The sequence below is a fragment of the Paenibacillus sanfengchensis genome (assembly GCF_036864765.1).
Taxonomy (GTDB): Bacteria; Bacillota; Bacilli; order Paenibacillales; family Paenibacillaceae; genus Fontibacillus; species Fontibacillus sanfengchensis.
This window is the reverse complement of the sequence record NZ_JBAGJC010000001.1, coordinates 725,315-744,436: the sequence shown is the minus strand read 5'-3', so window position 1 is coordinate 744,436 and position 19,122 is coordinate 725,315. Positions and strand designations below refer to the sequence as shown.

Here is a 19,122-nt window from a genome sequence, read left to right as displayed (position 1 = left end):
GGTCATTACCGTCCTTTGATGTTCTCCATTCCAATCCACTATGTAAATTTTTTGGAAAGATTGGATAGTCTATAAACGTTTGAATGCTACTTAAGAATACAGTCAAGCTTGTGGAATGTCCACTATATAGAAGGAGTATGAACAATTTGAACACATTTACAGATTTCGGCTTAGAGCCTAAGGTGTTACAAGCTATTACGGAACTCGGTTTTGAGGAAGCCACCCCGATTCAGAGCAAATCCATTCCGATTGCCTTGACCGGCCGCGATTTAATCGGACAAGCACAAACCGGTACAGGGAAGACCGCAGCCTTTGGTCTGCCGCTGATTAACAAAATCCCGAGAGAAGAAGAGCGTATCGTGGCTCTCATTATGACCCCGACGCGTGAACTCGCTATTCAGGTGGCCGAGGAGATCGGCAAGCTGGCCCGTTTCAAAGGCACCCGTTCCCTTCCTATTTACGGCGGCCAGGATATCGTCCGTCAAATTCGCGCCTTGAAGAAGAAACCTCAAATCATTATCGGTACGCCGGGCCGACTTCTTGATCACATCAACCGGAAAACGATCAGACTCGACGACGTTCAGACCGTTGTCCTGGATGAAGCGGATGAAATGCTGGACATGGGCTTTATGGATGATATCCAATCGATCTTGAAGCTCGTTCCCGAAGAACGCCAGACGATGCTATTTTCCGCGACTATGCCGGCGAATATCCAGAAGCTGGCCCAGCAGTTCCTGAAAAATCCGGAGCATGTATCCGTCATTCCTAAGCAGGTTAGCGCTCCGCTCATCGATCAGGCCTATATCGAGGTTCATGAGCGTCAAAAATTCGACGCCCTGACCCGTTTGCTCGACATGGAGTCCCCGGAACTGGCGATCGTCTTCGGACGCACGAAGCGCCGGGTGGATGAGCTATCGGAAGCACTGCAGAAACGCGGATATTCCGCGGACGGGCTTCATGGCGACTTGTCGCAAAATCAGCGCGACAACGTGATGCGGAAGTTCCGCGACGGCAGCATCGACGTGCTCGTGGCTACGGACGTGGCGGCGCGCGGTCTCGACGTATCCGGTGTTTCGCATGTCGTCAACTTCGACCTGCCTCAGGATCCGGAGAGCTACGTTCACCGGATCGGCCGTACGGGACGCGCCGGGAAAGAAGGGGCGGCATGGTCGTTTGTCACGCCGCGCGAGATTGACCATCTGCACTTTATCGAGCGCATCACCCGCCATAAAATCGCCCGCAAACCGCTGCCGAGCATCGCGGAGGCGATTGAGGGCAAACAGCGTATTACGGCTGAGCGGATTCTTGAGCTTGTTGAAGCGGGAGAACTGAACGAGTACAAGGGTATCGCCATCCAGCTGCTGGAGCAATATGACTCGGTAAATCTGCTGGCGGCCGCGTTCAAGCTGATTACCGGCGAGAAGAATGACAAGGCGAATATTGAACTTACGCCGGAGGAACCGATTCGCGTGAAACGCCGGAATCCGGACATCCGTTCCAGCGGACGGAAGCCTTCCGGTTACGGGAACCGCGGCGGCGGAGGCTACCGTCGGGATAACCGTGACGGCGGCGGAAATCGCGGCGGTTATGGCAACAAGGGCGGCTATGGCAAGGATGGCGGACGGGATTCCTACCGTTCCTCCGACCGCAAACCGCGCTCATCCAACTATAACGGAGACCGCAAACCGCACAAACGCGAGGACAATTCCTCGTTCGAACAATAATTCGTTTCCGCGCTGCCGGAAATGGGAAAGAGGACGAAATCTCAAGTTTCGTCCTCTTTCTTTTTCTTATATTAGATCAGAATCGTACGGCTAACAATCACCAGCAAAATGAACAGTACCAGGATCGTTCCAGTGGAAGTCCACAAACCTCCATATCCTCCGCCTACTCCGGACATGTGATAACCTCCTTATAAATGGGGAATGGTTGAAATTTCTTTATATAGTATGGAGGGACACCCCGAAGGGTTTAGACGGCGGCCCAAGGCGAACAAAATAGGCGCTGGATAGTCTTTGTAAAAACATGCTATAGTATTATATAGACAAATTCACTACTTTCGGAGGGAGAACTTTACTTGGAATACAAAGGGTTAATGGGCGGGTTTTATAAAATTACGGAGTGGATTATGCGGATATCCGGCAGCAATCTGCTGTGGGTGCTGTGTTCTTTACCTTTCTTGGGCGCTCTGATGACCAGGTACCTGTATGTGATGCAGGTTCCCAAAGCTCCGCCAGAGAACTTTACACTACTTGTTATGGCTGTTTTGGCACCGTTTACAATCTTTCCGGCAACCGCCGCGCTCTTCACTGTCGTGCGCAAATGGGTGATGGGGGAATCCGACTTGGGCATTATCAAGTTATATTTCCGCGGCTACAAAGAGAACTATAAGCAAAGCATGGTTGGCGGCATTTTTTATACGCTTTTATTCATAATTATGTACATTGATTATGAGTTCTACATGAAGGAATTGACAAATTTTCAGATGCTTGGCATGGTCATGATGATCTTCCTTGTATTGCTTTCGATATCGCTGTTTAATTTCTTTTCCCTGGTGGCGCATTATCATCTGAAGGTGACTTTGCTGATCAAAAATGCCATCCTGCTGACGATTATTCGTCCTTTCCGGGCACTCTCCACCGTGATTTGTGTGGTGGTATTGGCCTTCCTGACGCTGCGATTTATGTGGCTGATTTTGTTTGGCTTTGCTACCCTGACCGCTCTGGTTGCTTTCTACAACTTCTTTATCGCGTATAACAAGATTCAGGAGAAGGTGGAGAAAATGCGGGAGGCTGAGGAGAGGGACGCGGCCACGGAAGCCGAAGCTTCGGTTTCGGAGCTGTCAGAAGGCGACGCGAAGGAGAAGGATTGATTCGCCTTCGTGTCTCGATTGGTGATGGAGGAATTTTCCTTAGTCGCTGAGTTTACATTTCTCTGACAAAGTTTTATAATAGGTTTACGTCCTGCGATGTACGTTTCGGTTCTATGTTGTTTTGAACCAATGACAAAGTCTCGGGAGACTTACATTGCGTCATGGCTGAACGGCCCTATCCATGTTGATGTGGGGACTTCAAAAATGCCGCTGCGGTCACCCACCTGCGAATGCAGGTTCGAGACAATGTAACCGGACGGCATAGGCGGGTCTCTTTTTTTAACTGAGTTGAATGAATGAAGTGCCTGGAACTCCTGGGAAATGGAGCTTCGAGGTGCTTTTTTTATGGGGAAGCAGATCGGGGGAAGGGCCATCCCTTTTGTTTGTCCGGCAACAATGTTAGAATATACATAGATGTAATCGTATTCTTGCTGTGTCAGTAGGATAAAGGAGGAAGAGCGGGTTGTCATTCAAGAGAACATTAGTCGGTATTTTCCGCAGTCAAGAGGGAACGAGCGACCGTGCGAAAACGCCTGAATTGAAAACAAGATATTATCAATTATCCAGGGACAAAATGTGGGAGGAGGTCTCCTCCACGCTGAAGAAAGTCCCCGGTTACAAAGTGCTGCATGAAGTTCCGTCGGTCGGAGAGATCACTTTGGAAAAACGCACGAGCCTGGGGCGGGTCATGGATATAACAGTGTCGATTGTATCCACGGGCCCGATGCGTACGGCGGTGGATATTTATTCCGCTACCCGGGGATCATTCGGCGATCTTGGGGCGAATTACCGTAACATTCTGCATTTATTCTCGATGCTGGATAAGAAACTGTCATCCTATAAAGTGTCCTAGCCGGATATGGAAGAAGCGAGCAGGGAGGGCTCCCCTCCTTGCTCGCTTCTTTATGCAAAGTGATATAGGTCGAACATCATTTTACATGAAGATTTAACCCAGCAATTCTTTGACCGCGGCCACCGGCTTGTCGTAGTCGGGATGCTCGGACATTTCTTTCAGTACTTCGACATAGCGGATTTTATTGTCCTTGTCCACCACGAAGACGGCGCGCTGATCCAAGGCAAATTCCTTAATCAGAACCCCGTAAGCTTTGCCGAACGAGTTGTCTTTGTAATCGGACAAGGTCACGATGCGATCCACACCGGCCGCACCGCACCAGCGCGCTTGAGCGAAAGGAAGATCGCAGCTAACGGTCAGGATCACGACGTCATCGCCAAGGCTGGCGGCTTCTTCGTTGAAACGGCGGGTTTGCGCGTCGCAAACGCCTGTATCCAGGGAGGGGACGACACTGATGAGTTTGATCTTGCCGGCAAAGTCCTGGAGAGTGGCTTCTTCAAGCAGGTTCTTATTCAGCCGGAAATCCGGGGCGGTGTCGCCGACTTTCAGTTCCGGGCCCACCAAGGTAAGGGGATTGCCTTTAAATGTTGCCACGCTTGTGCGTTCTTGTGCCATTTCTTTCTCCTCCTAAACATGAGATAATGGGTTCAGTCTTCATTATAGTCGTTTTAAAAAGAGATTGTCCAATATTTAGGAATTCAGGATTGTGCAAAGGAAGGTTCCGATGATTTTTATTCGCTATGAAAACTGGAAAAGCTATCTCCGCTATTATCCGGTAACCAGTCTGATTTTAGCGGCAAACGTGATTATGTTTCTTCTCGTCACCTTCAATGGAGGATCGGGCGACGCATTGACCCAACTGAAGTACGGAGCTCTGACCAATATGGAGCCTTACGCCAGCGAGGGATGGAGACTTTTTGCCTCCATGTTTCTTCACCATGATCTCACGCATCTGATTTCCAATTGCTTTGCCATCTTAGTGTTTGCCCCCCCGTTGGAACGCCTGCTGGGACACTGGAGATACGCGCTGCTTTATTTGGGCGGCGGTCTCGTAGGAAACCTGATCAGCCTGGAGATCTACCGGCAATCGATGGAGAACCATTTGTCCGTAGGGGCCTCCGGGGCGATTTACGGGGTATATGGCGCGTTTTTGTACATCGCCCTACTGCAGCGACATTTAATTGACCAAAGCTCCCGGCAAACGTTGTATAGCCTTCTGATCATCGGGGTGGTGTTTTCCCTTATCGTTCCCCAGGTTAACTGGATGGCACACTTCGGCGGCCTGCTTGGCGGCTTCTTCCTTTATGGCCTTATTATTCGGGTGTTAAAACGACGTTGAACCCGCAGGATCGTCCATGGTACATTAGAGGTAAATCACCACTTTCGTTAGAAATCGTCGATGCATGGATTGTAAGCCCTTTTATGCGGACTTTCTTAACCGAAGCGAAATGGAGCGATAGATTCGTGGAATTAAGACAATTGCAATACTTTCTAAAAGTGGCGAGAAAAGAACATGTCACCCAGGCGGCGGAGGAGCTGCATGTCGCCCAGTCAGCGGTAAGCCGGCAAATCCACCAGTTGGAGCAGGAGCTCGGCGTCAATCTTTTTATGCAAAAGGGCAGGAATCTGCAGCTTACGGCGGTCGGTCAGCTGTTTTGCAGCCGGGTGGAGAGCATTCTGAAGGACTTGGATCGGGCGGTCCATGAAGTCCATGAGTTTCTGGATCCCGAGCAGGGGGAAATCCGGCTCGGATTTCCGAACAGTCTGGGCATTCATATGATTCCCAGCGTCGTGGCGGAGTTTCGCAAGCTTTATCCGAACGTCAAATTCCGGTTTAGGCAGGGGACCTATCCAACGCTGATCCGGGATGTCGTTTCCGGAGAAGTGGATTTGGCCTTCATCTCGCCATTTCCGGAAAATCACGATCAGGTCGTCGGCAATGTCGTATTGACCGAGGATTTGGTGGCGATCATGCCGCCGAGCCATCCGCTCGCCGGAGAGCAAAGCATTAAACTGAGTCAATTGAAAGACGATAAGTTCATTCTTTTCAGCAAAGGCTATTCCTTGCGGCCTATCGTTTGGCAAGCGTGCCAGGAGGCCGGGTTTACGCCCAAAATCGCTTTTGAGGGCGAGGAAACCGATACGATCCGCGGGTTGGTGGCCGCAGGGATGGGGGTCAGTCTGCTGCCGGAAATGGCGCTGTTTCAGAGCTTTACGCTCCAGCCCAGCCGCGTGCGGATTTCGGAACCCAAGGTGACCCGAACGATTGGACTGATCCATCGGGTGGACGAGAAGCTGCCGCTGGTCGCACAATCCTTTCGGGTCTTTCTGCTGGAATATTTCGGCCTGCAGGTCGATACGCCGCCGAGTCAATGATGAGGCGGTTTTTTAATTTGCAGACAATATAAGAAGAAAAGCAAAAAGCGCAGGAGCTCGGGGGACAGCCCCGGACTCCTGCGCTTGTTTGCGTATATAATAATTATTCCCGATTGCCGACGAACAAAAGGATGTAGCGCAGCAACTCGAGCAAAGACAGCAGCGCGGCGGCAACATAGGTCAAGGCGGCGGAGTTCAGCACCTTGGCAACGCCTTGTTCTTCGTTCGGAGAAATAAAACCTTGCTGCAGCATGACTTTGCGTGCCCGGCTGCTGGCATTAAACTCTACCGGCAGCGTAACCAACTGGAAAAGAACCGCTGCGGAGAAGAAAATAATCCCGAGCCCGATCAGGTTGAACATGCCGAACAAAAAGCCGGCGAGCAGCAAAAACGGCGCTATGCCTGAAGCAAAATTCACGAAGGGAAACATTCTGTGCCGCATGACGAGCATCGGATATGACTCCTTGTGCTGAATGGCGTGCCCCACTTCGTGGCAGGCAACAGCGACGGCGGAAATGGAATTTTCATAATAAACCGGTTCCGACAACCGAACAACCCGGTGAATCGGATCGTAATGGTCGGTCAGAGAGCCCCGAACAGGTTCGATCGGAACATCGTACAATCCGTTGGCATCCAGCATGCGCCGGGCAGCGTCATGCCCTGTTAATCCATACATATTCGGTACTTTTGCCCATCTTTTAAAGGTACCGGATACCCGGAACTGAGCCCATAAGGATAAGCCGAACGCCAATAAAATAGGAATAAGCATTACGTTAGAATACATTTGTCATTCCTCCAAATATGTCATAGAAGCAAGGATGTCCAGGAAAAAGCGCTCTAACTGAAAGGCCCGTTGTTAAGTATTATGCGTAACGCCTCGATGCAGGCGAGGCTCTGCGGCATCAGATGGGAGAATGCCTTCTTCGCTTGGCCCGGCTTCAGATTGGAAATCAGCGGTTGAAGTTCTTTTACTTCCCGCTCCAACTGCTGCATGTGAATTTCGAGCGAATTTAGCCTTTCGGTAACAAGTTCCTCGCTCGAAACTTTACTCCATTGCTGGAGCTTCTCGCGGATTTCCTCCAAAGAGTACTTTTCCTGCTTCATCTGAATAATACGTTCCAAACGTGACAGGGTTTCAGAACTGTATAATCTGTAGTTTTTTTGCGTCCGTTTTTCGGGAGCAATCAAGCCAAGCTTGGTGTAGTAATCGATGGTTCGTTCGCTGATGGCTGCGGCTTTGGCCAATTCCCCGATCCGGTAAAGCTTCATGACTCCAATAGGATCACCTCTCTTCATATATATATCCTTAAAGGAGCAGATACGGCGAAGGAGCCGCCATATCCTTCTTACTATAAATTATGATACTCCACCCCAAGTATACAGTCAAACGTTATACTTTATATTTTTCAGTTACTTAATTACATTATATCCGCTTCTTTTACACTTTGTGTTAGGTTATTTGCACTTTTGCTGTTTTTTTCAAAAAAGGTATTGTCATGTTTATATTATTAGTCTTATAATCACCTTAACATTTTAAATTGTGTTAGGAAATATGACATTAAGGAGTGGGTCTCATGAAAAAGAAATGGCTGTTTGGACTGTTGGGGGCGTTAGCGGTATTCGCCTTCCCGGTATCGGCGTTTGCGGCTGAAGGAGAACTGACCGCGCCGGTTCTGGAAATCGGATTGAAATCCCTGTTCGTCTTTGTGGCGGCAATGCTGGTGTTCTTTATGCAAGCCGGCTTCGCCTTATTGGAAGCGGGAACGGTCCGGATGAAAAATGCCGGGCATGTTGCAGGAAAGACGGTTCTGACATTGGGAATTTCCGTAATCGTCTGGTGGGCCTTCGGCTTCGGCTTCGCTTTTGGCGATGGCAACAGCTTTTTGGGAACGACGGGATTTTTCTATGGTGGCCAGGAAGCCATCGGTTCGTTCTCCGTATTTTCCGAAATCGGCGTTCCGCTGGATCTGATGTTCTTGTTCCAAATGGCCTTTGCGGCCGTATCGCTGGCTATTGCCTGCGGCGGCATGGCTGAACGTGCGAAACTGAGTGTGTATATCGTGTTCGGCGTGTTGTTCCTGACGATTATGTATCCGATCGTTGCCCACTGGGTATGGGGCGGCGGCTGGCTTGGTTCTCTGGGTATGCAAGACTACGCCGGTTCGACGGTCGTGCATTTGACCGGTGCGACCGCGGCATTCGCGGCGACCATTCTGTTGAAACCGCGTTTGGGCAAATACAGCAAGGATGGCAAACCTAACAGTATTCCGGGCCACAATCAAGTGTTGACCGTGCTCGGCGTCATCATTCTATGGATCGGCTGGTTCGGCTTTAACCCCGGCAGCGCATTGACTCCGCTGGGCGATGGATTCTTCGGTTATGTCCTGATGACGACGAATCTGGCGGCTGCAGCCGGTGCAGTAGCTGCACTGCTGATCTCTTGGGCCGTGATGGGCAAATCCGATATTCCTAGTATGTTGAACGGCGTTCTTGCGGCGCTGGTGGCGATTACCGGTTCCTGTGCTTTCGTCGATGCTTGGGCCTCCATCGTCATCGGCGCGGTAGCCGGCGTGGTAACTTTCTTCACGGCCAGATGGTTTGAGCGGGCCGGAATCGACGATCCGATCTACGCCTTCTCCGTTCATGGGATTGCAGGGGTTTGGGGAGCGATCTCCACAGGCTTGTTCGCTACACCCGAATTGGCGGAAACCACGGGTGTGGGGAAGGCGGGATTGTTCTACGGCGGCGGCTTCGGACAATTGGGCGTTCAGCTCCTTGGGGTTATCGGAACATTTGCCTTCGTGCTGGCGTTGTCCTTTATCCTGCTCGGCGGCATGAAAATGCTGATGGGGCTGCGCGTAACGGAAGAAGAAGAAATGATGGGGCTGGACATTAGCGAACACGGTACCTATGGATATCCGGAGCAAATGAACCTGTTAAATCAAGGCGGCTTGCCTACGGATTCCGGCGCAAAACCGGTGGCGGACGGACCGAAGATCGTGAAGAGCGATCCGGCCCTTTAAGAGAAACATCATATATAGGTTGAACGAAATCCGGGAAAGAAAGGAAGTCGGCCTATGAGCCTTGAATTGGCCATAACACATGTGAATCTTCAGTCGATCCGGTCGGCTTCCGATCCGGAGGAACTGAGGTCGGCAAGAATGGAAGAACAGTTACGCTTGCATGAAGGTTTTACGACCACGAATATCGGGGTGTGGAACCGGCTTGTCGGCGAACTGCACGATGCCGTGATGTCCCGGGCGGCGGAAATATGCGAGCGGCAGTTAGTCGAGGAGGGCTTCGGCTCTCCTCCTGCTTCCTATGGCTTTATCGCTTTCGGCAGCGCAGGCCGGGGAGAGCAGACGCTCTGGAGCGATCAGGATAACGGGCTTGTGATAGGACAAAGCGGGGATCCGGCGGCCAAAGATTATTTCGATATCTTTGGCCCCCGGCTTTCTCATATTTTGGAGCAGTCCGGATACCCGCCGTGCCCGGGAAATGTAATGATCTCCAATCCGCTCTGGAGAAGGACCGTCAAGGACTGGGGCAGGCAGTTGGAACAATGGAGAAGCGAGCTGGGCTGGGAACAGGTGAGGTATTTAATGATTGCGGCGGATATGCGCCACATTGCCGGGGACAGGTCGTTATCCGATGAGCTCCGCCGGGTGGTGGGCGACGTCTTTGACCGGAAATCCCCGCCGGAACAGGATCTCGGCGCGGCCGTTCTAAGAAACACCGTTCGCCATAAGGCGGCCTTGAATGTGCTCGGCCAAGTGATCACGGAGCAGAACGGGGAACATGCAGGAGATTTTGATGTAAAGTACGGACTATATCTACCAATTGTAAACGCGATCCGCTACCTTGCGGTTGAGTATGGCGTCGGCGGCTCCTCCACTTTGGAGCGGTTAAACCACTTGAATGAGCTTGAGGCTGTTCCGTTCCGGTGGCTGGAATTAAGCCAGAAGGCGTTTTTTACCGCGCTTCGCTTCAGATCTTTGGCTTCCTATAAAGAGGAAAACGGCGTTCTGTCGGGAACGGGATACTTACCCGGGGAATGGCTGCGCAAGAAGGAGATTCGCGGTGAACTGCGGGAGGCATTGGGCACGGTGAAGATGATGTACCGCACCCTGCAACGGCAGCAGCGATACGCAGAAAGGAAATGGCTATGAAGGAACCGATGAAGGGGAACGGCGGTTTTTGGGATGCTCTTAAAGGCGGGGGGATATCCCCCCGGATCGCCTCCATGCTCGGGGCGCCGAGTGCGCAGCAAATCGCTTTCGTGCGTTCACTGACCAAGGGACAGCGCCGGCCGGAGACGCTTCACGTTCCGCTCAGTCAACTGAAAACGGCGGTTTTTGATTTGGAGACGACGGGCTTTCATTATCATTACGGCGATGAGATCTTGTCGTTCGGCGCGGTGAAGATGGATGGCGAGGAAATGTCGGGAGAGGTCTATTATTCCCTTTGCAAACCGGCCTGCTCCGTACCGGAAAGCATTGTTGAACTGACAGGTATTACCCAGGAAATGGTTCAGAGCGCGCCTACTCTATTGCAGGCTTTGCGGGAATTCATGGCCTTTGTGGACGACCGCGTGCTGATCGCTCACGGAAGCGCACATGACAAGGCGTTTCTGGATGTGGCATTGTGGAAAACGACCAAGGCGCATCTGGGGCACCGGGTGCTGGATACGATGATGATCGCACAGAAGCTGGCGCCCGAACGGAAAATTTCTTCGCTCGACGACTGGCTTCGCGTCTACGAAATCCCGATCATGCAGCGGCATCATGCGCTGGAGGACGCCAAAATGACATCCTCCCTATGGCAAGCTATGATCGGCCAGCTTAGAGACCGCGGCGTTATCACCCTGGGAGACCTGTATCACTTTCTTAGCAAAACGTAGTTATTTTGCGCAGTTCATATTGTGAAGACTCTTTCTTCTTGACAATCAAAAAGGTATTCAATGAGAAGCCGCCCTCATCTGAGGGGGGCTTTTTTGTTGCGGGCGAGCCGATCATATAAAGAGAAAAGAGGGAACCGAATTGAGGCAATTCGTCCAAATCCGCGGCAGAGGGCTCGGGCAGGGTGGTGGGATGCGAGTGGTAAATCCCGATCAATCCCGGGGTAAAACAGCATTTCACCCACTCTTCAGGCTCCATCAGGAAGGCGTGGTGCGGGTTATCAGCCATGTTTGCGAGCGGTTTGTAGTTCCCGATCGTCACCAAACCGGCAGCATAAGTGCCAAACAAGGCGCCGCAAGCCTCGTGAGGAAAACGGGCATAAGTGTCCTTGGCGATTTGTTCGCGAACCGGGCTGGGGAGGCGGAGGCGAATCGTCGGCGGTATGGATATGTCAGGATCGAAAGGGCGCGACATCATGTTTTTCCTTCTCCTTGAAGTTTTAGATAGAAACGCCAACAGGCAGGGTTTGTAACATTTTACGAAAACGGGGTACAATAGAAAAAATAAAGTTACACACAGGCGTATCATACCATAAACATAAAGGAAGTTGCCCATATGAGAAAAAACGGTTGGATCTGGGGCGGACTGCTGATCCTGCTATTGGCCTATGCGGTATACGATAACCAGGGAAACGGATGGCTGTCTTTCCTGGACGCCGGGAAATCGCAGGAGGCCGAAGAAGCCGGAGTTGCCGGAAACAACCAGGCGGTTAGCGCGTTGGTAGCAGCCAATGCCCCAAAGCCGGGTACTGCGGCTCCAGAGTTTTCCTTACCGGGCTTGGACGGCGAAACGTACAAAGTGGGCGGTGAAAGGAATAAGCCGCTGCTCCTCAACTTTTGGGCCTCCTGGTGCGATCCCTGCAAAGAGGAAGCCCCGGACCTGGTCAAGCTGGCGGATAAATACAGCGATACCTTGGATGTGTTGGCGGTCAATGTCACCTTTTATGACAAACTGGATAAGGCCAAAGCTTTCGTGAAGGAATACGGATATACGTTTCCGGTGCTACTGGATGAGAAAGAAGAGGTCTACCGGAAATACAACGGCATCGCCTTTCCGACGAACGTGCTGATCGATAAGGACGGAAAAATTCAGGACGTCATCGTCGGGACTCTTCCTGCGGAGGAACTGGAGGCCAAGATCCGCAAGCTTGTGGAGGGGTAGACGCCGACCAACATAAAAAATGTCAGAACTTCCCTTCATGAACATGAAAGGGGAGTCCTGACGTTTTTTTGTGTTTAAGCAGGCATTCAATCCGTTAAACGGCGCTATTTTTGGGAAAAAGCGGGAAAATTCTGATTTCGGGGCCCGCAGCAGGGCAATGAGGCCCCATTTCACCGCTAATATTCCACGGGAGCCGTATCGGGCCGAAATAGGGTCCAAAAAGGCCGCTAATGTGGCGGGCGGCTAGGGAAATTGCGAGGCTCCGGCCCCGACTTGCCACGCCGCTTCTTCATGCAGCTTCTTCAGGAAACGAAAAAGTATCAAAATGCGCAGTACCAGGTCAGATGCGATGCAACCGAATTCCCGTTAGTGATTGACCAAACCTCGTGCAGCCGAGGGGATTTCGGTGTAATCCTCCCGCTTGGTCTGGCCGATCAGCGCGTAGCGCAAACTGTCGACGAGGGCTTCCCAACTGGCCTCAATCACGTTGCCGGATACGCCGACCGTGCTCCAGGAGTTCTCGTAGTTCCGGGATTCGATAAGAACCCGAACCTTCGATGCCGTGGCGTCCTTGTCGTCGAGGACTCTAACCTTATAGTCGGATAAGTGTATTTCCTGCAGGGCAGGGTAATAAGTGATAAGCGCCTTCCGGAGGGCGTTATCGAGCGCGTTGACCGGTCCGTTTCCTTCGGCTGCGGTATAGATGCTCGTTCCGTCGATGTTCAATTTGACGAAAGCTTCCGAAATAACCGGTTTACCCGCGGATTTCTCGACCAGCATCTTGAACGATTCGAAGACGAACAGCTCTTTAAGATCGCCATTGGCTTGCCGGAGCAGCAGTTCCAGCGAGGCGTCGGCGCCTTCGAATTGATAGCCCTGGTGCTCCAGGTCTTTGATCTTGGCGATGACCTCGCGCGTATTCTCGTTCTCGGGATCAAAGGCGATGCCCATCTCCTGCGCTTTGGAGAGAACATTGCTCTGGCCGGCCAGTTCGGAGACAAGCACGCGCTGGCGGTTGCCCACCGTTTCGGGAGCGACATGCTCGTAAGTGCGGGAATCCCGCAGAATCGCCGAGACATGGATGCCGCCCTTGTGAGCGAAGGCCGCTGAGCCGACATACGGCTGGTTGACCGGCATGTAAACATTGGCGATTTCGCTGATGTAGCGCGCCGTATTGGTCAACTGCTTCAGTTGGTCCTCCTCGAGCACCTGGTAGCCAAGCTTAAGCTGCAAATTCGGAATGATGGAGCAGAGGTTGGCGTTGCCGCAGCGCTCGCCGTACCCGTTCATCGTTCCCTGGATTTGCTCCGCGCCGGCCCGCACCGCGCTGAGCGAATTGGCCACCGCAAGCTCGCAATCGTTATGGGTGTGAATGCCCAAACGGGACTTTGCAACGCGGCCTGCCAGCACGCTGACAATGTCATGCACTTCGTGCGGCATGGTCCCGCCGTTCGTATCGCACATGACGAGCCAGTCGGCGCCGGCTTCCTCCGCTTTGGCCATCACGGAAAGCGCGTATTCGGGGTTGTTTTTGTAGCCGTCAAAGAAATGCTCGGCATCAAAAATGACCTCCAGCCCTTGCCGTTTTAAATAGGCGATGGAATCGTAGATCATCGCCAGATTCTCTTCGAGCGTGGTCTGCAGCGCCGTGTGGACGTGGAAGTCCCACGATTTGCCGACGAGCGTGGCCGCCTGAACTCCGGATTCGATCATCCGCTTCAGATTCGCGTCATGCTCGGCGAGGCTGTCCTTGCGCCGGGTGCTTCCGAAGGCTGTTATTTTTGCCGTAAGATTAAGTTCCTGTACGCGTTTGAAAAACTCGATGTCCTTGTTGTTGCTGCCGGGGATGCCGCCTTCAATGTAATGGACACCCAGCTGATCCAGCTTCTTGGCAATCTTCAACTTATCGTCGGCCGACAGGCTGATGCCCTCGCCTTGGGTACCGTCCCGCAGGGTGGTGTCGAAGATAGATAAAGCCTTTGACATGTTGGATGTTCCTCCTTATGGATGTCCTCCAGATTACAAGCTCTGATTTTAATTTCTTATTATAGCATTTGTCTTTTTGAAATGTAACACGGATTTTCCGAATTTGCCCCCGACGCTTGTTGACCTGCCTTCGGACAAAGGGGTATGCTGGAACCAGGAAAGATACAAATGAGGGGACGGTATTGAACGTGACAGGCAGTATCGATAAATACTATCCCGCCCGGGGCAGGGTGGTGCTGCATATCGATATGAACGCTTTTTATTGTTCGGTGCATGAGGCGGAAGAACCGGAGAAGTACCGAAATCGGCCGACGGCGGTAGCGGGGAGTGTAGAGCTGCGCAAAGGTATTATTGTCACCTGCTCTTACGAAGCCCGCAAGCGGGGGATTTCCACAGGGATGACCGTGGCTCAGGGATTGAAGAAATGTCCGGAGCTGATTCTGATCAAACCGGATTTCCATTTGTACCGCAAATATTCCCGGGCGTTTATGGATATCGCGTATGGCTACACGCCTTTGCTTCAGGCCGTTTCGATCGACGAGTGCTATTTGGACATTACCGGCTCAAAACAGTTCGGGACCCCGCTCGACATTGCGCACGAAATCCAGGCCAGAGTGGCGGATGAACTCGGCCTGCCTTGCTCGATTGGGATCGCGCCGAACAAACTGCTGGCCAAGATGGCTTCCGATATGAAAAAGCCGAGGGGGATCACCGTTCTGCGCATCCGCGACGTACCGGCGCTTCTCTGGGATAAGCCGTGCGGCGAGCTGTTCGGGATCGGCCGGAAAACCGCCGAGAAACTGAAGCGGCTCAGGATTCATACGATCGGCCATCTGGCGGCCGCCGACGAACGGCTTCTGATCGAGAAATTCGGCGTGGCGGGAAGCTGGATGAAGCGGGCCGCGAACGGCATCGACGATTCTCCGGTGCGGGAGGAACGCGACAAGAACAAATCGATCGGGCACACGACGACACTGCCGCGGGACGTGACGCAGATGGAAGAAGTGCAGCGCGTGCTGTTGAATTTGGCCGATCAGGTAACCCGGCGGCTGCGGCGCCAGAACCTAGTGGCCCAAACGGTGCAGATTACGATCCGCACGCCGGACATGAAGACGATAACCCGCTCGCAAAGCCTGGAGACCGTCATTGAGCGGGCCGACGACGTGTACAGGGAAGCGTGCGAGCTGTACCGGCGCCACTGGAATGAAGGGCGGCCGATCCGGCTGCTCGGCATTACACTGCAGAATCTGGTCGCCAAGGAAGAATCGGCCGTTCAACTCGACCTGTTCAATTATGAGCAGCAACCGAAGAAGGAATCGCTGACCAGGACGATGGACCTTCTGCGCGACAAGTTCGGCGAAAATGCCGTTCTGACCGCCGGCATGCTGACCGACGATCCTTCCGCGCTGATCCGCAATCACAAAATTCGCGGGACTTCACTGCAGACGGATTTTCTCAGAGAACCGAAGGAACCGTGAGACGAAGGCTCCGTTGAAATCATCTGTTTTTGCGATGGGATTATTCGGAAAGAGAATTGAAATTGCTTTCTATTTATATTATATTGAACTTGGTGACAAACTAAGAACCGGACTTGTACCGTTTATTCAGGAGGCAGATAATATGGCTAAATATACTTGGGTTGAGAAAGACACTTGCATCGCTTGCGGCGCATGCGGCGCAACAGCGCCGGATATTTACGATTACGACGACGAAGGCTTGGCCGAAGTTATTTATAACAGCGATGGGAACCGCGGTGTCACCGAAATTCCGGATGACCTTTACGATGATCTTCAGGACGCCTGTGACGGCTGCCCGACCGATTCCATCAAGATTGCGGATGAGCCTTTCAACAAAGAAGGCTAATCAGGCTGCATATTGAACAGCAAAGACATCTCCTGTGCCATTGGCAGGGGATGTCTTTTGTATTTATAGGCAATTAGTCGCGATTTTTGTGTGGCCTTCGGATGCCGCTTAGCAACCCGGCTGGCTCTGCCGATAAAGAATAAAGAGAAATGTCATTTTTGCCCATGTGGAGGATTTCGATGAGCAACTCGGCTTACCTCAAGAAATACGTGGAGAACCACCCGAAAAATAAAATGGCCTGGTATTTGCTCGGCAAAGAGTATGAGGCATCGGGCCAAGAAGGAAAGGCGCACTATTGTTACATACAGGCCGGAAGCGTGTACGAGGCGTTCGAATCGAGCAAGGTTCCGGCTGATTTATGGAAGGAATATCAGGAAAACCTGCTGCGGGAGTCGATGCGCAAGGAGAAGCAGGCGAAGCTCTGGCGCAAAATCGGGCTCGCATTGATGCTGCTGCTATTATTATGGATGCCTTCGGCCCAGGCGCCGGGGAGCGCACCCGCCGCTCAGTCGGGCATGGAGGAGAACGGCCCCGGGCAGGATCCCCCCGGAGCGCGGCCGGAGAGTGATCCTTCGGCGGGCCAATCCGGGAAGAACGCCGGGGATGAAACGGGTGAAGCCGGATCGTATACGGCCAAGCCTTACTTTGGCGATCCGAAGCGCAAGCATACCGCAATGGCCGAACTTTTGACGGACGATACATCTACAGCGGGCCGGGAAACCGCGGTCCTCGGGATGGTCCAATCCGGCCGGTGGTCGATATGGTCAAAGGACATGCCCGTCGTATATGGGGTCGCCCGTCAAGCCGGCACCGGACGAACGACCCTTCAATCCTATGACGCCAAAGCCTGTCAGTGCACGCCGCCGGATGCTTCGGGACTCCGGAAAGGCGCTTTGGCCTGGATCGAGCGCCAGGAATCGCTGGCCGCGCTTTCCTCCGCAATGCGGCATTATAAAGAAAAGGAAGGACACTGGCCCGAAAGTTTGAAGTCCCTGACAGGTGCGTTTCCGGACAATTGGCTCGCGGGAAGCGACCCGGTGATGGAAAAGGCGTTCCAGCCGCTGCTGACGCGCCTGAAGAAGGGAGCGGGAACGGAAGCGGCGAAAGGTGACGACGGGGCGCATCCGGCGAAGGACCAGGCGGCTGCCTTATCCGAGGCGGATCCTTATTTTACCAAGCCCCTGGAGGTGATCGTCGACACGGCGAACCATCGCCTGGCCGTGGTCAGCGGGGATGTCATGCTCCGCAGCTATAAAGTGGGCTTGGGTGGCGAGCGAACGCCGCACGGCGTGTTCCGGATCACGGATAAGGTGATGAATCCGAACGGACGGGATAACGGCGAATTTGGGAGCCGGGGGATGCAGCTTTCGGAGACGAACTATGCGATCCACGGCACGAACGAGCCGGACAGCATCGGCAAGGACGAATCTTTGGGTTGCGTGAGGATGACCAAGAAGGACGTGGAGGAATTGTTCGATCTGGTTCCGAAAGGGACAAAGGTGACAATCGGAAAGGGGATTCTTCCGAAGCTGGAATCGGTGCCCGAGGAGCGTTTTAAACTGGGCAGCCGCCAGGATCAGACCAATCCCCAACGTACATATCATTGGCTGAACTAGCGGGGAGGGGCTAAAAACTAAACTTGCGTTAGAATGATAACGGCCGCGACGACGATGATTAAAGCGGCGATGACCGAGCTTGCCCAGATCAATGCTCTTTTGTTGACCTCATCCTTCTTTTGCTGGAGCGTCGGCGGTCTGCGTTTGGTCGACATCGTTATAATTCTCCTTCCATGGTATGGGTTTATATATGTATATTGTAAGTGTTTTCACAAAAAAATTCCATATCCCGTTCAGGCAATTCTGGCCCCGATGAACTTTTCTTTTGCGCCGGAAACCGCTAAACTGGATATGGAGTTTTTCTTTTGTCAACCTATGTGGATCGGAGTGAGGAATACCAGTGTTATATCGGCGTTTGGGGAAACCCGTATTTTTTAAATTGGATCCGGAAAGAGCCCATCATCTAGTGATCGGCGGTTTACATACAGCGGCAAAAATTCCGGGTATGCTCCCGGTGATGCGGGGATTGTACGGGATTTCCGAGGCGCGCGAGCTGTCCTCGAAGCTGTTTGGCGTTCATTTTCCTTCACCTGTCGGGCTTGCCGCCGGATTGGACAAAAATGCCGACGCGGTGGACGGTTTCTCCGCGATCGGCTTCGGTTTTATGGAAGTGGGCACGGTTACGCCGAAGCCCCAGCCTGGGAACGAGCAGCCCCGATTGTTCCGGCTTCCGCCGGAGGAGGCGCTGATCAACCGGATGGGCTTCAACAACCGGGGGGCGGAGCAGATGGCCGAGCGGCTGGCGGCGCTCAAGCGAAGGCCGATTCCGATCGCGGTCAACATCGGGAAGAACAAGGTGACCCCGAACGAAGAGGCGCATCTCGATTACAAGAAATGTATTTCGGTTTTGTACCGGTATGCCGATTTTTTCGTGGTCAATATCAGTTCGCCGAACACGCCGGATCTGCGCAACCTGCAGCATGGGAACGAGTTGGCGCAACTGCTCGGAGCTGTCAGGGAAGAGATGGCCGCCCAGGCGAACATTCATGGAACCGAAAAAGCGGTACTCGTCAAAATAGCGCCGGATGTCAGTTCTGAGGAACTGGATTATATGGTCGATACGATCCAAAAAAGCGGAGTTTCCGGCGTGATCGCCACGAACACCACGGTGTCCCGGGAGGGTTTGACCCACGCTCATGCCAAGGAGACCGGGGGGCTCAGCGGCAAACCGCTGCGTCAACGTTCGACCGAAATCGTTTCACATATTTATCGTCAAACCGGAGGACGGCTGCCGATTATCGGATCCGGCGGCATTTTTAGCGCGGCCGACGCTTACGAGAAAATCCGGGCCGGCGCGAGTCTGGTTGAAATATATACCGCATTGATTTACGAAGGTCCCGAAATAAACCGCAAGCTGCACCGCGGTTTAAGGGAACTGCTGAAACGGGACGGATTTGCCCATATTACCGAAGCGATCGGGGCGGATCACCGGTAGAG

The 19,122-nt window shown here is 52.9% G+C and carries 20 protein-coding genes and 1 other RNA gene; 14 read left to right on the top strand and 7 right to left on the bottom strand.

The features are described from left to right. Window positions 1–146: 146 nt before the first annotated feature. Window positions 147–1,724 (top strand): degradosome RNA helicase CshA, encoded by a 1,578-nt coding sequence (locus V4U84_RS03390; RefSeq protein WP_334073345.1) that lies wholly within the window; start codon window positions 147–149, stop codon window positions 1,722–1,724. A 71-nt stretch (window positions 1,725–1,795) separates the two neighbouring features. On the opposite strand, the gene V4U84_RS03385 is transcribed toward V4U84_RS03390, so the two are convergent. Continuing rightward, on the bottom strand, window positions 1,796–1,900 hold the full coding sequence (locus V4U84_RS03385; RefSeq protein WP_334073344.1) for a sporulation protein YjcZ: 105 nt from the start codon (window positions 1,898–1,900) through the stop codon (window positions 1,796–1,798). Window positions 1,901–2,077: 177 nt separating this feature from the next. Between V4U84_RS03385 and V4U84_RS03380 the strand changes: the two genes are divergently transcribed. The 3 genes from V4U84_RS03380 to V4U84_RS03370 all read left to right on the top strand — a co-directional run bounded on the left by V4U84_RS03380 (window position 2,078) and on the right by V4U84_RS03370 (window position 3,725). Then, on the top strand, window positions 2,078–2,872 hold the full coding sequence (locus V4U84_RS03380; RefSeq protein WP_334073343.1) for a YesL family protein: 795 nt from the start codon (window positions 2,078–2,080) through the stop codon (window positions 2,870–2,872). Window positions 2,873–2,957: 85 nt separating this feature from the next. After that, window positions 2,958–3,148, top strand: a non-coding RNA gene (ssrS, locus tag V4U84_RS03375) — 6S RNA. Between the two features lie 187 nt (window positions 3,149–3,335). After that, window positions 3,336–3,725, top strand: a complete 390-nt coding sequence (locus tag V4U84_RS03370; RefSeq protein ID WP_334073342.1) for a DUF1499 domain-containing protein — start codon at window positions 3,336–3,338, stop codon at window positions 3,723–3,725. A gap of 93 nt (window positions 3,726–3,818) precedes the next feature. Here V4U84_RS03370 and tpx read toward each other — a convergent pair whose 3' ends face one another. Then, window positions 3,819–4,340, bottom strand: coding sequence for a thiol peroxidase (gene tpx, locus V4U84_RS03365; RefSeq protein ID WP_334073341.1), 522 nt, complete (start codon window positions 4,338–4,340; stop codon window positions 3,819–3,821). 109 nt (window positions 4,341–4,449) lie between these two features. On the opposite strand from tpx, the gene V4U84_RS03360 reads away from it, so the two are divergent. After that, window positions 4,450–5,064: a rhomboid family intramembrane serine protease gene (locus tag V4U84_RS03360; RefSeq protein ID WP_334073340.1), complete on the top strand. Its 615-nt coding sequence runs from the start codon at window positions 4,450–4,452 to the stop codon at window positions 5,062–5,064. Between the two features lie 125 nt (window positions 5,065–5,189). Then, window positions 5,190–6,101, top strand: a complete 912-nt coding sequence (locus V4U84_RS03355) for a LysR family transcriptional regulator (RefSeq protein WP_334073339.1) — start codon at window positions 5,190–5,192, stop codon at window positions 6,099–6,101. A gap of 103 nt (window positions 6,102–6,204) precedes the next feature. Here the strand turns inward: V4U84_RS03355 and V4U84_RS03350 are convergent, their stop codons facing one another. Next, window positions 6,205–6,885, bottom strand: a complete 681-nt coding sequence (locus V4U84_RS03350) for a zinc metallopeptidase (RefSeq protein WP_334073338.1) — start codon at window positions 6,883–6,885, stop codon at window positions 6,205–6,207. A 53-nt stretch (window positions 6,886–6,938) separates the two neighbouring features. Continuing rightward, window positions 6,939–7,370, bottom strand: a complete 432-nt coding sequence (locus V4U84_RS03345) for a MerR family transcriptional regulator (RefSeq protein WP_334073386.1) — start codon at window positions 7,368–7,370, stop codon at window positions 6,939–6,941. Window positions 7,371–7,675: 305 nt separating this feature from the next. On the opposite strand from V4U84_RS03345, the gene V4U84_RS03340 reads away from it, so the two are divergent. From V4U84_RS03340 to V4U84_RS03330, 3 genes are read left to right on the top strand one after another with little or no spacing between them, the layout of a single operon-like run. Further along, complete coding sequence (locus tag V4U84_RS03340) at window positions 7,676–9,124, top strand: ammonium transporter (protein WP_334073337.1); 1,449 nt, start codon at window positions 7,676–7,678, stop codon at window positions 9,122–9,124. A gap of 54 nt (window positions 9,125–9,178) precedes the next feature. Further along, entirely contained in the window at window positions 9,179–10,270 is a 1,092-nt protein-coding gene (locus tag V4U84_RS03335) for a DUF294 nucleotidyltransferase-like domain-containing protein (protein ID WP_334073336.1), read from the top strand. After that, a complete protein-coding gene (locus tag V4U84_RS03330) occupies window positions 10,267–11,001 on the top strand; it encodes an exonuclease domain-containing protein (RefSeq protein ID WP_334073385.1) in 735 nt (244 codons plus the stop codon). The genes V4U84_RS03335 and V4U84_RS03330 overlap by 4 nt, the downstream gene beginning before the upstream one ends. Here the strand turns inward: V4U84_RS03330 and V4U84_RS03325 are convergent. Next, entirely contained in the window at window positions 10,988–11,476 is a 489-nt protein-coding gene (locus V4U84_RS03325; protein ID WP_334073335.1) for a Mov34/MPN/PAD-1 family protein, read from the bottom strand. The two genes, V4U84_RS03330 and V4U84_RS03325, sit on opposite strands and share 14 nt — an antisense overlap. A 138-nt stretch (window positions 11,477–11,614) precedes the next feature. Here V4U84_RS03325 and V4U84_RS03320 point away from each other — a divergent pair, with 138 nt between their 5' ends. Further along, on the top strand, window positions 11,615–12,220 hold the full coding sequence (locus V4U84_RS03320) for a TlpA family protein disulfide reductase (protein WP_334073334.1): 606 nt from the start codon (window positions 11,615–11,617) through the stop codon (window positions 12,218–12,220). Between the two features lie 366 nt (window positions 12,221–12,586). Here V4U84_RS03320 and cimA read toward each other — a convergent pair whose 3' ends face one another. Then, window positions 12,587–14,206 carry a citramalate synthase gene (cimA, locus tag V4U84_RS03315; RefSeq protein ID WP_334073333.1) on the bottom strand — a complete coding sequence of 540 codons (1,620 nt, stop codon included), beginning with the start codon at window positions 14,204–14,206 and terminating at the stop codon, window positions 12,587–12,589. Between the two features lie 188 nt (window positions 14,207–14,394). Between cimA and V4U84_RS03310 the strand changes: the two genes are divergently transcribed. From V4U84_RS03310 to V4U84_RS03300, 3 genes are all read left to right on the top strand, one after another. Continuing rightward, window positions 14,395–15,684, top strand: a complete 1,290-nt coding sequence (locus tag V4U84_RS03310; protein WP_334073332.1) for a DNA polymerase IV — start codon at window positions 14,395–14,397, stop codon at window positions 15,682–15,684. A gap of 142 nt (window positions 15,685–15,826) precedes the next feature. Further along, window positions 15,827–16,069: a ferredoxin gene (locus tag V4U84_RS03305; RefSeq protein WP_334073331.1), complete on the top strand. Its 243-nt coding sequence runs from the start codon at window positions 15,827–15,829 to the stop codon at window positions 16,067–16,069. 179 nt (window positions 16,070–16,248) lie between these two features. After that, a complete protein-coding gene (locus V4U84_RS03300; protein ID WP_334073330.1) occupies window positions 16,249–17,685 on the top strand; it encodes a L,D-transpeptidase family protein in 1,437 nt (478 codons plus the stop codon). Window positions 17,686–17,702: 17 nt separating this feature from the next. Here V4U84_RS03300 and V4U84_RS03295 read toward each other — a convergent pair whose 3' ends face one another. Continuing rightward, complete coding sequence (locus tag V4U84_RS03295; RefSeq protein ID WP_334073329.1) at window positions 17,703–17,840, bottom strand: hypothetical protein; 138 nt, start codon at window positions 17,838–17,840, stop codon at window positions 17,703–17,705. A gap of 185 nt (window positions 17,841–18,025) precedes the next feature. On the opposite strand from V4U84_RS03295, the gene V4U84_RS03290 reads away from it, so the two are divergent. Then, a complete protein-coding gene (locus tag V4U84_RS03290) occupies window positions 18,026–19,120 on the top strand; it encodes a quinone-dependent dihydroorotate dehydrogenase (protein ID WP_334073328.1) in 1,095 nt (364 codons plus the stop codon). The last annotated feature ends 2 nt before the right edge of the window (window positions 19,121–19,122 follow it).